The sequence below is a fragment of the Chelativorans sp. M5D2P16 genome, assembly GCF_034427935.1.
In the GTDB taxonomy this organism is placed as follows: Bacteria; Pseudomonadota; Alphaproteobacteria; order Rhizobiales; family Rhizobiaceae; genus Chelativorans.
Genome location: NZ_JAXQNM010000030.1, coordinates 163,858 through 178,398, shown reverse-complemented (window position 1 = coordinate 178,398; position 14,541 = coordinate 163,858). Strand labels below are relative to the sequence as shown.

General features: G+C 62.1%; 11 protein-coding genes and 1 pseudogene. All 12 read left to right on the top strand.

What is annotated here, in order from left to right:
* Positions 1-28: 28 nt before the first annotated feature.
* The 12 genes and pseudogenes from trbL to SIN08_RS15420 all read left to right on the top strand — a co-directional run bounded on the left by trbL (position 29) and on the right by SIN08_RS15420 (position 14,539).
* Positions 29-1,345 (top strand): P-type conjugative transfer protein TrbL, encoded by a 1,317-nt coding sequence (trbL, locus tag SIN08_RS15475; protein ID WP_322452500.1) that lies wholly within the window; start codon positions 29-31, stop codon positions 1,343-1,345.
* Complete coding sequence (gene trbF / locus SIN08_RS15470; RefSeq protein ID WP_322452499.1) at positions 1,346-2,077, top strand: conjugal transfer protein TrbF; 732 nt, start codon at positions 1,346-1,348, stop codon at positions 2,075-2,077. It abuts the gene before it with no gap.
* Positions 2,067-3,092: a P-type conjugative transfer protein TrbG gene (trbG, locus tag SIN08_RS15465; protein ID WP_322452498.1), complete on the top strand. Its 1,026-nt coding sequence runs from the start codon at positions 2,067-2,069 to the stop codon at positions 3,090-3,092. The genes trbF and trbG overlap by 11 nt, the downstream gene beginning before the upstream one ends.
* Positions 3,093-3,099: 7 nt before the next feature.
* On the top strand, positions 3,100-4,317 hold the full coding sequence (locus tag SIN08_RS15460) for a TrbI/VirB10 family protein (protein ID WP_322452497.1): 1,218 nt from the start codon (positions 3,100-3,102) through the stop codon (positions 4,315-4,317).
* Positions 4,318-4,359: 42 nt separating this feature from the next.
* On the top strand, positions 4,360-4,614 hold the full coding sequence (locus tag SIN08_RS15455) for a DUF2274 domain-containing protein (RefSeq protein ID WP_322452496.1): 255 nt from the start codon (positions 4,360-4,362) through the stop codon (positions 4,612-4,614).
* A 307-nt stretch (positions 4,615-4,921) separates the two neighbouring features.
* Positions 4,922-5,131: pseudogene (locus tag SIN08_RS15450) on the top strand (helix-turn-helix domain-containing protein); the annotation flags it as partial.
* Positions 5,132-5,226: 95 nt separating this feature from the next.
* Positions 5,227-5,691: a DNA mismatch endonuclease Vsr gene (locus tag SIN08_RS15445; protein WP_322452495.1), complete on the top strand. Its 465-nt coding sequence runs from the start codon at positions 5,227-5,229 to the stop codon at positions 5,689-5,691.
* Positions 5,675-7,168, top strand: coding sequence for a DNA cytosine methyltransferase (locus tag SIN08_RS15440; RefSeq protein WP_322452494.1), 1,494 nt, complete (start codon positions 5,675-5,677; stop codon positions 7,166-7,168). Before SIN08_RS15445 ends, SIN08_RS15440 begins: the two co-directional genes overlap by 17 nt.
* 87 nt (positions 7,169-7,255) lie before the next feature.
* The gene (locus tag SIN08_RS15435) at positions 7,256-8,746 is read left to right on the top strand and encodes an ATP-binding protein (RefSeq protein ID WP_322452493.1); all 1,491 of its coding nucleotides are present in this window, start codon (positions 7,256-7,258) and stop codon (positions 8,744-8,746) included.
* Entirely contained in the window at positions 8,743-11,493 is a 2,751-nt protein-coding gene (locus SIN08_RS15430) for a Z1 domain-containing protein (protein WP_322452492.1), read from the top strand. Before SIN08_RS15435 ends, SIN08_RS15430 begins: the two co-directional genes overlap by 4 nt.
* On the top strand, positions 11,490-12,467 hold the full coding sequence (locus tag SIN08_RS15425) for a PD-(D/E)XK motif protein (protein WP_322452491.1): 978 nt from the start codon (positions 11,490-11,492) through the stop codon (positions 12,465-12,467). The genes SIN08_RS15430 and SIN08_RS15425 overlap by 4 nt, the downstream gene beginning before the upstream one ends.
* A gap of 2 nt (positions 12,468-12,469) precedes the next feature.
* The gene (locus SIN08_RS15420; RefSeq protein ID WP_322452490.1) at positions 12,470-14,539 is read left to right on the top strand and encodes an AIPR family protein; all 2,070 of its coding nucleotides are present in this window, start codon (positions 12,470-12,472) and stop codon (positions 14,537-14,539) included.
* The last annotated feature ends 2 nt before the right edge of the window (positions 14,540-14,541 follow it).

Here is a 14,541-nt window from a genome sequence, read left to right as displayed (position 1 = left end):
GCCCGACAGGCAAGAGGAAGGCGGCAACGTGAACGACCTCGGCGTTATCGACCGGTTCATGGAGACCTTCATCCGCTATATAGACAGCGGGTTCGGTCTGCTTTCGGGCGACGTCGCCTTCCTCACCACCATCCTGATCGGCATCGACATCACGCTGGCCGGCCTGTTCTGGACGCTCGGTGATGAGTCCAACATTTTCGGCCGCCTTATCCGCAAGGTGCTCTATGTCGGCGTCTTCGCCTTCATTCTGAACAATTTTTCCAACCTCGCCGACATCATCTACCGGTCCTTTGCCGGGCTCGGGATCAACGCCTCATCCGGCAGCCTGTCGGCCGACGACCTGCTGCGGCCAGGCCGCATTGCGTCAACCGGTTTTGAAGGCGCATGGCCGTTGCTCGATCAGGCAAGCCAGCTTCTCGGTTTCCCGGAATTCTTCGGCAACGCGCTCACCATCTTCGTGCTGCTTCTGGCCTGGTTCCTGGTCATCATCGCCTTCTTCATTCTGTCCATCCAGCTCTTCATCACCATCCTGGAGTTCAAGCTCACCACGCTCGCCGGCTTCGTGCTCGTGCCCTTCGCACTCTGGAACCGCTCGGTATTTCTGGCCGAACGCGTGCTCGGCAATGTGATCTCCTCCGGTATCAAGGTGATGGTGCTCGCCGTCATCGTCGGCATCGGCTCGACGCTCTTCTCCGAGTTCGTTTCCGCCCTGCAGGGCCAGGAACCGGACCTCGCCGCCGCCATGTCGCAGGTGCTGGGTGCGCTGGCGCTGCTTGGCCTCGGCATCTTCGGGCCGGGGATCGCCTCCGGTCTTGTCTCCGGCGCGCCGCAGCTCGGTGCGGGTGCAGCGTTGGGCACGACGGCAGCGGCGGGCGGTGCGGCGCTCGTTGCCGGAGGCGCAGCCTACGCCGGGACCCGCCTAGCCACCGGCGGCAGTCTGTCCGCGATCCGTGCCGGCACCGCCATGGGTTCCGCGACAACCGCGGCCTATCGCTTCGGACGGGATACGTCCGGTGAAGTCGGTGTAGCAGGCGTTGCGGCCGGAATGGGCGGTGTGGCGCGGGCTGCCGGTGGCGGCGTCATACAAGGCGCGCGCTCCGCGGCCGCACCGTTCAAGCAGAGTGCCGATGCCGGGCGCGATGCCTCCTGGATCGCGACAGGCGGTGCGCCGACCAGCCGCGAACCTTCGGCCGGCACAGCGGCCGATAGCGCCCCAGCCTGGGCAAGGCGGCTGCGCTCCGAACAGACAACCCGTGCCCATCGCCACACTGCGATGCAGGCCGTCCGCGACGGCGATCGGCCGGGAAGCGGCGCCAATCCCTCCCTCAGAGACAAGGACGACTAGATGCTCTTCAAGCGACCCGTTCAGCGCTACGGGAAGACACCCGAACCCGTCACGCCTTACCAGAAGGCGGCTCAACTCTGGGACGAGCGCATCGGTTCGGCCCGCGTGCAGGCCAGGAACTGGCGCCTCATGGCCTTCGGCTGCCTGGCGCTGGCGACGGGCCTTGCCGGCGGGCTTCTGTGGCAGTCGTTGCAAAGCCGCGTCGTCCCCTACGTCGTCGAGGTCGGCCGTTTCGGGGAGGCGCGTGCGGTCGCCCCGGCGATCCAGGACTACGAGCCGACCGATGCACAGATCGCCTGGCATCTCGGTCGCTTCGTTTCGAATGTCCGGTCGGTTTCCACCGATCCCGTGTTGGTGCGGCAGAACTGGCTATCGGCGTATGACTTCGCCACCGACCGCGCCGCACTCTTCCTCAACGAGTACGCCAAGGCCAACGATCCGTTTGGCCGGATCGGCACGCGCAGCGTGTCGGTGCAGGTGACCAGCGTGGTCCGGGCCTCCGACAGCTCGTTCCAGGTCAAGTGGACCGAGCAGGTCTACGAGCGCGGCAGTCTCGCCAGCACGACACGATGGACCGCGATCCTCACCGTCCTGATCCGGCCGCCGACCGACGCCGATCAGCTGCGCAGGAATCCGCTCGGCGTCTTCGTACATGCCATCGACTGGTCGCGCGAGCTCGACAGCGCCGCACCCACTTCTGCGTCCCCGAAGGAGTCCGCCCATGAAGAATAGGCTTTTGTCATTCCGAGCCGTGCTGATCGTGTCGGCGTCGGCAGTGGTCTTTTCCGCTTGTGCGTCGAAGAAGGTGCCGCCGCCGGAGATTTCCTATGATGCTGCTGATTTCAAACCGGCGGCAACCGAGAAGGCGCCTGAGAAACCGGTGAAGATCGTCGAAGTTCCGAAGCCACTGCCCTTGCCTGGTCAGTTGCAGCCCGAACCGAGCAAGGCCGTCGAGGATAAGCGCTCGCCCGAGGAGCGTGTCGCCGATGCCAACAAGGCCGCCACCCAGGAACCCACGAAACATGGCTATGTCAACGCGGTCCAGGTCTATCCATATGCGGACGGAGCGCTCTACCAGCTCTATGCGGCACCCGAGCGCGTCACCGATATCGCGCTGCAGCCTGGCGAGACGCTGACCTCCGTCTCGGCTGGCGACACCGTGCGCTGGGTGATCGGCGATACGGTGAGCGGCACGGGCGAGAACCAGCGCACCCATGTACTGGTCAAACCCTTCGCGCCGGGGCTGAAAACCAATCTGGTCATTACGACGGACCGGCGGTCCTATCACTTGCAGCTGGAAAGCACGGAGAAGACCGCCATGGCCGCGATATCCTGGACCTACAGCGAGGATCAGATCATCGCACTACGCCGGCGAAATGCCCGAGCCGAAGCAGCCGCACCGGTGGCGTCCAACGTAGCGCTCAACGATATCCGCTTCCGCTATTCGATCACCGGCGACACGCCTCCCTGGCGCCCGGTGCGTGCGTTCGACGACGGTCACAAGGTCTATATCGAATTCCCGCGCCGCATCGATCAGGGCGAGGCGCCGCCGCTCTTCGTGGTCGGCGCCAAAGGTGGCAACGAACTCGTCAACTACCGCATGCGCGGCAACTATTACATCGTAGACCGCCTCTTCGCCGCGGCCGAATTGCGTCTCGGCACCAAGCCGCAACAGGTCGTACGCATCACGAGAACCGACGGCAGACCACGCCGCCGCACGTCTCTGTTCGGGCGTCTGAGTAGGTGAGCAGGTCATGACCGATACATCCGCTTCCCATACGCCTCCCAAAGTCGATCCCGAGGGGCTGCAGCTGCGGGCCTCACCGCGCCGCACCGTGCGCTTCAAACGCGGTGTGGTCATCGCCATTGCTGCTCTTGGTTCCGGGACCATCCTCGGCGTCACCATAATGGCGCTGCAGGGACCGGCACTGCGCCTCGGCGAACAGGCGGAAGAACTCTACAACACCGAGCGCAAGCCGACGCCCGAAGGACTTGAAACGCTTCCGGGGGATTATTCCCAGGTCAAGCCGCAGATCCCCATGCTGGGGCCGCCGCTGCCCGGCGATCTCGGTGGGCCCATTCTCGAACGTCAGCGCCAGCTCGGCATCGCACCCGGGCAGGAGGTTTCCGCCGAGGAACAGCGCCTCGCCCAGCAGGCGATCCAGGCCCGCGAGTCGGAGGTGTTCTTCCGGATCGAGAACAGGACCCGCATGATCGGTGCTGTCGGAACGGGACAGGGCGCCCGCGCGCAACCGGAAACGGCGCTATCACAATCAGGGGCCGGGCTCGCGCCGGCCTCCGTTGCACCAGCCGAAGGCGACCAGAACAACCAGCAGCGCAAACTGGACTTTGTCAGCCGGCGCGACGCTAGCGGGATCTATAATCCGCACGCCCTGCAAACCCCGGCCTCGCCCTATCAGATCATGGCCGGCAGCGTGATCGCGGCGAGCCTGATTACCGGCATCAATTCCGACCTGCCGGGCCTTGTCGTCGCTCAGGTCACCGAAAACATCTACGACACGGCGACAGGCAGCATCTTGTTGATCCCGCAGGGCTCGCGTGTCATCGGGACCTATGACAGTGTGGTCGCCTTCGGGCAAAGGCGTGCGCTCCTCGTCTGGCAGCGCATTCTGCTGCCCGACGGCTCGTCCATCGAGATCGACAACCTGCCCGCCACCGACACCGCCGGTTATGCCGGGCTCGAGGACGAGGTCGATTTCCATACCTGGCGACTGATCAAGGGTATCGCGCTCGCCACGCTGCTCGGCGTCACCACGGAACTGAGCCTCGGCCAGGACGAAAGCGATCTGGTCCGCGCCGTCCGCGAATCCACCCAACAGAACGTCAACCGCGCCGGCCAGCGCATCACCGAAAAGAATCTCAACATCCAGCCGACCATCACCGTCCGCCCCGGATGGCCGCTGCGCATCATCGTCCAAAAAGATTTGTTGCTACAGCCGTATCGAGGCTGACGTCCGCCTTTGGAAAGCGTGGCGAAATGCATAGGATTGAAAATGACGAACCTGAAGCTTGGAAAACTGCCCGACCGCACGCCAGTGAAGATCACCATCACGGTTGGCGCCGAGCTGAATCGGGCGCTTCGCGACTATGCGGCGCTTTACCGTCAGGCCTACGGCGAATCCGAATCTGTCTCCGAACTGATCCCGTTCATGCTTGAAGCATTCCTGGAAGGGGATCGGGCCTTCGTGAAAGCAAGGAAGGAGAAATCGCCAATTGTAGATCGATCCCGATCCGGAAAACCGGATTAAAGGAAAAATGGGACTTCCGGTTCAGTCATCTGTGGTGGGTATCAGGCGTTGGAGCTGGGCACCCGGCGCATCAGACCGAACTCCAACTTCCGCAGCGGACGACATCCACATCAAAGACATGGGGCCGGTAATGCGGGCGGTCAGCTTGACCTGTTCGCAATCCGGAAGGTTCGATCGCCCGGCGGGACGTTTGAATCCGGAGAATGAGGCTGGGCCCTGCGAACGCAGATAGCCTTGAGGATCGGGAAGGTCAGGCTTGAACTGTGAGTTGCATCGTAGCATAAATTTCCCGAACGGGAATCACGGAATGACACCGGAAGCAGTCGGGCAGCTGATCAGAGATGTACGTCGAGCGCAAGGTCTGAGGCAGAATCAGCTTGCTGCCGCTGCCGGCGTTGGTGTGCGGTTTCTCGTGGAGCTAGAAGCGGGCAAGCCGACCGCACAGATCGGGAAGGCGCTGATCGTGCTGGCCACGCTGGGCTGCGAACTTGAAGTCAAGTCGCCAGACACGCCGCGAATTATAGCCGGATCGTCCCCTCGTCGAGCCGTGCCGGACTGCCGTGCACGAAGAAACGCGCGTCGACATCGCGGGACCGACATGGCGAATCCCGCATGAACTTGCATCTAAATCTGGAACGGGGAGCCATGGACATCGTCAGCCAGGAAAAGCGATCGGCGATGATGGCGCGAGTGCGCGGCAAGGATACGCAGCCGGAACTGCGCGTCCGTCGCGTCGCGCATGCGCTCGGATTTCGCCACCGATTACATCGACGGGACCTTCCTGGGTCACCAGATCTTGTCTTTCCAAGGTTGCGCAAAGTAATACTGGTCCATGGGTGTTACTGGCACCGTCATCGAAATTGCAGGTTTGCGTATACGCCCAAATCGAATACTGAATTCTGGGAGCGGAAATTCAGGGCCAATCAAGAAAGGGATCGGCGAGCGCTTTCAGAGCTTACAGAGCTGGGATGGGACACTCTGGTAATCTGGGAGTGCGAGACTGAAGACCTGGAGCATCTTAGAGAGCGGGTCGCCTCGCATCTGGGGGGAGTGCGAGACATTGATTATAGATGCTGACAACCGGGCTGCGAAGCTGCAGCGTGTCCGCTCCGGCGAGAAGCCGCGGGTCCTTGAGCTCTGCTCTGGCTGCGGGGGGCTGTCTCTTGGATTCGCCGCCGCCGGGTTCAATCTTCAGGCGCATGTCGAGTGTGATCCGATTGCAGCGAAGAGCTATGCTCTCAATTTCGAACCACCCGAGGGCGTATCGTCCGACAAATGGTCAGCACCGCGCGACATGGTCGAGCAGACCGCTGATGACGTTGTCGATGATCTCGGACTGGCAACGCCCGCCGCTGCTTCGTTCGACGTCCTAGCGGCGGGCCTGCCCTGCCAGGCATTCGCGCGGATAGGGCGTTCTAAGCTGCGATCCTTGAAGGGCGATGTCGATGCGTTCAGAAACGACCCACGCGCGCGGCTTTACAAGCGCTTCCTGCAATATGTGGAGGCCGTTCAGCCGGTCGCGATCGTGATCGAGAATGTGCCGGATATTCTCAATTTCGGCGGCCACAACGTGCCGGAGGAAATATGCGCCACGCTGGAAGAAGCCGGGTACAACACTGGCTACACGCTCCTGAATGCTGCATTCTACGGCGTACCCCAGATTCGCGAGCGCCTGTTCCTGATCGCGCTCGACCAGTCACTCGGCATTCGGCCCTCGTTTCCCGAGCCGACCTGCAAGGCGGAATTGCCTTCCGGCTATGAGGGCGCGCGCACTGTCGCGCTCAAACACGTGCCCTCGGAGGGCTCGCGCTTCACGCCGATCCCGCAGGCATCCGCGATGGCGGCAGGAGCAGTGTCCACCAAGGAAGCGATTGCTGACCTGCCTTACATTTCCGAGCATTTTCGGGATCCCGCGGCCATGCGACGCCGCAAGGTGGGTGACGAGCTGGCGTATCGGAGCTACGTCGATCTGAGCGAATACGCCCGACGCATGCGGGAATGGCCCGGATTCGAGGCTGGCGAGTCCGTTACGGGCAATGTCGTGCGCCTGACCCCGCGGGACTTTCCGATCTTCCGCAGAATGCCTGCCGGTGCGGATTATCCGCAAGCCCTGAAGATCGCGGAGGAAATCTTCGCGGAGCGGCTGCTTCTCGAACTATCGCCGCCTCCACACGGCAGCAAGCCCTGGGATGATCTGCGCGGGCAGTGCGTACCGCCGTACGATGGGGGCAAATTTCCCAACAAATGGTGGAAGCTCGATCCCGCTCTGCCCTCGCGGACCCTTACCGCGCACATAGGGAAGGATACCTATTCCCATATTCATTGGGATTCGAAGCAGCAGAGGACGATCTCGGTGCGAGAGGCCGCCCGGCTGCAATCCTTTCCCGATGGCTTCCAGTTCGCGGGAGCGATGAACGCGGCGTTCAGGCAGATAGGGAACGCAGTGCCGCCTCTGCTTGCGATGGCAGTTGCTGAGCGGCTCAGAAACGATCTCATGGCAACGCGAACGGAGAAGGGCGTCGGTCCGACGCCGCCCGACAGCATGGCAGCATAGGGGCAACAGAGTCGGCGGCTGGCCGCCAGCAAGGGGTCGGAGCGGTTTCGGCGAAGCAGTGGAACGGCGCTCCGGAAAGGGGGGCAATTGCAGACGGTCGAAATAATTCCATCCGCGTCGGCGCTGATGCAGTCGCTTCGGGGCTTCGGCTATTCACCGGAGACGGCAGTAGCCGATCTCATCGACAACAGCATAGCGGCCGGCGCAACGAGGGTCGACATCGACATCGAATGGAACGATAGCGACCCGCGCGTCGCAGTCCTCGATGACGGCGCAGGTCTGGACGGGGACGCCCTGGTCTTCGCCATGACTTTCGGCGGGGCCGGCCCCGTCGCGGAACGGCCTGAAAACGACCTGGGCCGGTTCGGTCTCGGACTAAAGACAGCCTCGCTCTCCCAGTGCAGGCGGATGACGGTTGCCAGTCGGCAGGACCGCCAGACGGTCGTCCTCAGCTGGGATGTGGACGAGGTTCAGCAGCGAGGCCGATGGGTAGCGAGCATTCCGGACGAGCTCCCGTCGGTACCGCTGGCCGAAAGATTGGCGGAACAGCCGAACGGCTCGCTGGTGGTGTGGGAGAGAATGGACGCGATCGGAGGGCTTTACGGCCTGGACAAGGAGGCCTTCTTCCTCCGGATCCAGGACATCCGTGCTCATGCTGCAATGGTGTTCCACCGCTTCATCGGCGGAGACGCGCAGCGGCTCGCGATCGTAGTCAATGGGCGACCGGTACTATCCTGGGATCCCTTTCAGCGATCCCACCCGGCGACTATTACGATGCCGACGGAGAGGCTGCGGCATTCCGGAAGGATGATTGTCGTCACGCCCCACGTCCTGCCGCATCGCGATCGCTTTGGCAACGATGCCGAGTACGAGGCTGCCGGCGGGCCGGGAGGCTGGGGCGAGCGGCAAGGTTTCTATGTCTATCGTGGAAAGCGTCTGGTCGTGGCCGGCGGCTGGCTCGGGCTCGGTGGAACTCGCGCCTGGTCGCGTGAAGAGTCGAGCCGTCTTGCACGCATCGCAATCGATCTTCCTCTGGGGGTCGATGCCGAGTGGCGTATCGATGTCCGGAAGTCGCTCGCCCGTCCGCCGGCCACCATGCGTTCGAGACTGACGGCAATCGGCACGGTATGCCGCGAGAGGGCTCGCGAGGTATTCGCATGGCGCGGTAACCAAGGACGAAGGCGGATGGCGCCTTCGGAGGACGATGCGTTGTGGATCGCTGAAAGCACCGCGTCTCGGCTGCGATACCGGATTAATCGCGCCCATCCGGCTGTTCGCGCCGTCGCCGAACGACTGAATGATGACGCGAAGGTGCTGGACGGACTGCTCGCCCTGATCGAAATCAGTGTACCGGTCGAGCGCATCTGGCTCGATGTGTCCGAAGCCGACGGTGCAGGTGCGCCGCCGCTCGGCTCGGCCGAGACTGCGGAACTGGCCAGCCGGATCGCCAGCCTGCTCTCGGCCATGCCGGGTGACGAGTCTGCGAGCGATCGCCTCGACAATCTGCTGCGCCAGCTGCCCGGAGCTCCCACGTCCCTCCGTCAATCCATTCTGAAGCTGGTCGAGACCACGGCATGAGCAACGATGCAGCCACGACACTGACCAACATGGCGCGTCAGCTCCTCACCTCGCAGACGCCCGCGCCGCTCGACAGGGCGGAAATCGAGCAGGCGGTTCGAACTGTCGCCCCGATCGTCACAGCCGCGACGGCGCACGAATTCACAGCGGACGAGCTGGTCAGCGTCATCAGGGTTCTCGAAGGCTTGTTTGTTGTCGAGCAGGGTGAAGCCCTGACCCTCAAGGATCGCAGACGGCCGCCCGAATGGTATGTAGGGGAACGTCGCCGCCCAGGCCGTTTCATGACCCGCTATCTTCAGAAGGTCGCCGAAGATGGGTGGCCCATACGTTCGGTCGAGGAACTGCGGGACAGCACCGCCAAGGTCCTGGAACTGCTTGACGATCCTCGGCGAGAGGGGCCATGGGACTGGCGCGGCCTCGTGGTCGGCGATGTGCAGTCCGGCAAAACCGCGCATTACGCAGGCGTAATTAATCGGGCTGCGGATGCTGGATATCGCGTGATCGTAGTCCTGGCCGGCATGCACAACGTGCTCCGGCTGCAGACACAGCAGCGGCTCGAATCGGACTTTCTCGGCTGGGACACGAATCCGGATTCGGCGTCACCGGACGGACGCAGAAGGGCAATCGGCGTCGGGCGAATTCCGCCACCCCTGATCGTTGACAGTTTGACCGTTGCCATCCCCAACGGGGACTTCAGCCTGCGGATTGCGCGGCAGGCGAACTTTGCTCCTCTCACCCAGCCCTGCCTCCTCGTGGTGAAGAAGAACGCCAGCATCCTGAAGAATCTCAACCGGTGGATAACAAGACTGCCGGACGAATCCCGTGCAGCCCCGCTCCTGGTCATCGATGACGAGGCCGACCAAGCGTCCATCGATACACGAGATCAGCCGCTGCTCCCAGACGGGACCTTCGACGACGATTACGATCCGACGAGAATCAACGGTGAAATTCGCAAGCTTCTGAGCGCCTTCAATCGATCCGCATATGTCGGCTACACGGCGACCCCCTTCGCAAACATCCTGATGCACGATGAGCGCTCCGCGCAGCTGTACGGAGCCGATCTTTTTCCTTCGACATTCATTGTTTCGCTTAGCGCGCCGGACGACTACTTCGGTCCGGTCGCCGTGTTCGGCACCAACGATGAAGGTGACCAGGGGGGACTGCCGCTCGTCCGGTACGTTGATCAATCGGACGAGAACTGGATTCCAGATCGGCACGACAAGAGCCTCAGGCCGACATACCACGGCGACGACCGGATCCCGCCGAGTCTCGAGCGCGCAATAGACGCATTTCTGCTGGCATGCGCGACCCGATCTGCTCGTGGCCAGGATCGGGAGCACAACTCAATGCTCGCCCACGTCTCGCGGTTCGTCGATGTTCACGATGCCGTACACCGGCAGGTGCTCCGATATCTGGACACTACGCGCGCGCTGATCTCCGGTGGTGACCGCGAAACGCTCGATAGGCTGCGTCGGCTATGGGAGGACGACTTCGTTCCGACCAACGAACACGTGCGCCCCACCGTGTTCGGCCGCGGGCTGGATGCAACGGACTGGGCCGAAGTGGTTGCCAGACTTCCTAACAGCGCAGACAAAATCCGGGTCATCGTCACCAATGGTCGGTCGAAGGCAGGTCTCGACTACGAGGCCTACAAGGAGACCGGTCTTTCGGTGATCGCGATTGGCGGCGACAAGCTCTCGCGCGGCCTTACGCTTGAAGGTCTCACGGTCAGCTATTTCCTCAGGCTTTCAAAGCAGTACGACAGTCTTCTGCAGATGGGGCGCTGGTTCGGATATCGGCGGGGCTTTGCGGACGTCTGCCGGCTCTATACCACGCCCGACATGGAGGATTGGTTCCGGCATGTCGCGACCGCAAACCAGGAACTGCGATCACAGCTCGCGCACATGCAACTGATGCTCGCAACTCCAAAGGAGTACGGGCTCCGCGTCGCCGCGCACAGCATCATGGGCGTTACTGCTGTGAACAAACAGCGATATGCCGTACAGCGGCAGGTCGGCTATGCCGGGGAGGGGAAGATCCAGACCGTCATGTTCCGCGATGCCCCCACGGTGGAGCAGAACGTCGCCGTGACCGACAGCTTCATCGAAAGCCTCGGCGCCGGCACCGTGTCTCCGCCGCGGCCGGGAACTAGGATGGCCGCCAGCGGCGAGCTCTGGACAGATGTCCCTGGGCGCGACATCGCAGTTTATCTGCGGAACCTCGCGTTCCCGCCGGAGAACTATGACATCGAAGGCGGGCGCATGGCGTCCTATATCGAGGGTCAGATCGCCGTGGGCGAACTGACCGACTGGACAGTGTTTCTGGCGATGGGAGACAGAGGGACCGAAGTCGAGCTGGCCGGTCGACGATTTCGGAGCATTCAACGACGAGCCCGTGCCGATCGGGACACCACCACCCGATTCATCGTCAAGTCGATCCTGAACCCGCCTGACGAAGCCATCGATCTGTCAGCCGGCGAGTTTGACATGGCGCTTCAGGAGACAAACAAGGAGCGTCGGCTCGAGCGCAAGGCTGAGACTGACCGGCCTTCCGGCCCGAACATAAGAGCGGTCAGAGGACAGCGACCTCAGAATGGCCTGCTGATCCTCTATCCACTCGATCCGGTTCTTGCCGAGGTTGGCACGGCGCGTCCGCTCATGGGGGTCGTGACCAGCTTTCCAGAGAGCGCTACCGCTATCCAGCGCCTGTACCTCGAAAACACTGTCAGACAGCGTGAGCAGACATGACAGGAGCGGATTGGCAACAGACGCTAAGGGCGGCATGGGAGGAGCTTGGCAATCACGTTCCACAGGCTCGGCAGTACCGTACCAGGCGTCTTCCGGCGATTGCGGCTCTGAATGTACATGCCGGAATTCGAGCGGTGGACAATGCTCCTTGCCTCGTCATCGACGCATATGCGCCCGCAGACGCGCTCTTCGAGCTGGGCGGGATGCGTCTCGCGCATACGCGAGGCGATGAGGGCGCTCTGCTGGTCCTTTCTCTCGAGGACGTCGAAAGGCTGGACCTCTTCGCAACGGTTTGCGCAGATATGCTTCAGGCAGCCGCGGGCGCGCCCTTGTCGGAGGGACTGGAAGTCTTCCTTGCGCGGCTCGCTGCGTGGCGGCGCTTTCTTCGAGAAAGTCGGGCAGGTCTCAGCCGGAACGAAACGGTCGGCCTGATCGGTGAATTGACCGTGCTGCGTCGCCTCATCGAGCACAATGCACAGTTGCTGTCCAGTTGGGCAGCCCCGGAAGACGGTCTGCATGATTTCACCCTCTCGGGGCATGCGCTTGAAATCAAGGCGACGCTGGGACCGGCGACCGTGCTCAGTGTTTCAAGTCTTGATCAGCTCGACACTGGAGGGCTTCGCCGCCTCGATCTTCTGCATGTGCGGTTGGTGGAAGCACCTGACGGTGAATGCCTGGAGCAGATGATAGGGGAGATCAACGATCGGATCCCGAGCGAGGCCACGCGACGCGCGTTCGAGAATGCCCTTTTGCGCCGCGGCCTCATACCTGACGACATGAATGCTCGCTCTGCACCTCGCGTGATCATCAGGAATTTGAGTGGCTTCACGGTCGACGCCGGTTTTCCGCGCCTAGTCCGTGCTTCCGTTCCTTCTGCCGTGACGGAGGCGAACTACCGCCTTGAGCTGAGTGCGATAGAGCGTCATGCAATCGAGGCGGAGGCAGTGCTCGCAGAATTTGCGAGGGGGATATAGAGTTGAATGACGATGTAGTGGTACGCTTTGCCAGAGAGCTGGCGACCGATGTCGAAGAGGGTCTATCGGCTGACGCGCCCTTCTCGGCGAACATTTTCACGCGGATTGTGCTTGAGCGCCTGGAAGATGCCGGCCATCTCGACAGCGTGTTCGATCTCCACCAGGAAGGGCGGCTCGGCAATGCCGGATACCGGATTGATGGCTTTGCATTTGATGAAGAGCGTGGACGGCTCGAATTGTTCACGACAGTCTATCGAGGCGAACTCCAGCCATCACGCTTAACGGGAACAGAGGCCGCGCGCGCACTCGAACGAGCACTGCGGTTTGCGAGTGCGTGCATGGACGGTCTGGCAGATCGACTTGAACCCTCCAACACGGACGCCAGCGATCTTGCTCGAAGGATAGAGGCGGAAGCAGCGACCCTGTCGACCATCCGAATTGTACTTCTTACCGACAGTGTACTCGGCGGGACGCTTCCCCCATCGGGAGAATGGAAGGGACGAACCGTCGAATACGATGCCTATGACGTCGTCCGGCTGCAGCGCGTCCTCGGCGAAGGAGAAACCCGGGCCGATATTTCCGTCGACCTAGTGGCTTTGACCGGCGAAGCAGTGCCCTGTCTGCATGTGCCCTCAGATCATGGCGGGTACGAAGCCTATCTTGCAGTACTGCCGGGACGGGCGCTCTCGCAGATCTATGAACGCTATGGCGTGAGGCTTCTTGAACTCAATGTCAGAGCATTTCTGGGCCTTCGAGGACGCAAGAGCGTGAACTCGGAACTGAGGCGAACCATCATGGAACAGCCCTCGATGTTTCTTGCATTCAACAACGGCATCGTGGCGACTGCAGACGGAATAGAGCTGGACGAAGCCAACGGACGGCCTGCCATCCGAAGCCTGCAGGGCCTGCAGATCGTAAACGGGGGGCAGACGACAGCTTCGCTTCATCGTGCTCGACGGAAGGAAAGCATCACTCTCGATCACGTAGCTGTGCCGGTGAAAATCATCAAGGTAGGGGGTGCGGACTTGTCGGAGATGGTCGCCTCCATCTCGCGTGCCGCCAATCGGCAGAACACGGTCCAGCTGGCGGACTTTTCGGCCAATGATCCGTTCCATCAGCAACTCGAGACGCTGGCGAACAACACTTGGCTGGACGACGGGAAAGGGCGCTGGTTCTACGAGCGGACGCGTGGCTCTTATCTGGCGGCCGAGCAGAAGGCGTCCTATCGGAAGACCGAGCACAGGTCATTTCGTCTTCAGACGCCGAAGCAGCGGCGAATCAACAAATTGGATGTGGCGAGATATCTCTCGGCGTGGTCGGGTCTGCCGCACCGCGTATGCCTGGGCGGACAGAAGAATTTCCAGCATTTCATGCAGCGGCTGAAGGATGAACCACCCCCGCCATCTGACACTACGTGGTTCAAGCGCATTATCGCCATCGCCATCCTTTATCGCGCCGTCGAGCGCACAGTACGCGCCATGAAGTTTCCCGCCTATGGAGCGCAGATCATCGCCTATCTGGTGGCCGCGATCAGTCATCGCACAGGTGGTCGCGTCGATTTCGACCGTATCTGGGCGCACCAAGTGATCACGCCCGAACTGGAAAATCTCGTCAAGTCGTGGGCGCCCGCTATAGACGCTGCGCTACGGGAATCCGCCGGCCAACGCAATCCGAGCGAGTGGTTCAAGAAGGAGGAATGCTGGACCTTGCTCCGGGAACGGCTCCCGGCCTTGTCCGATCCCTTGCCGGCCGAGCTGTCGTATGTCGCTGAAAACGGCAACCGCAGCGAAACTGCTCCCGCCGTCTCCGTCGAGGATTATGACCGAATCGCTCGCTGCATGGAGATCAACGGCGCAACATGGCTTGAGATTGCTGAACTCGGCCAGCGGGCCGGCATCATTCATTGGAAGGTAGCCGGTATTTGCCGGACATTGGCGAGCTATGCTGCCGGAGGGTGGGAGCGGAAACCTTCCGCAAAACAGGCGAAGCCTGCGCTAGATGCGTATCGGAATGTAGAGCGTGCCGGGATCATTTCGGGTTCGCAAGCCAGTTCGGAAAACGTGGAGCAGTAGAC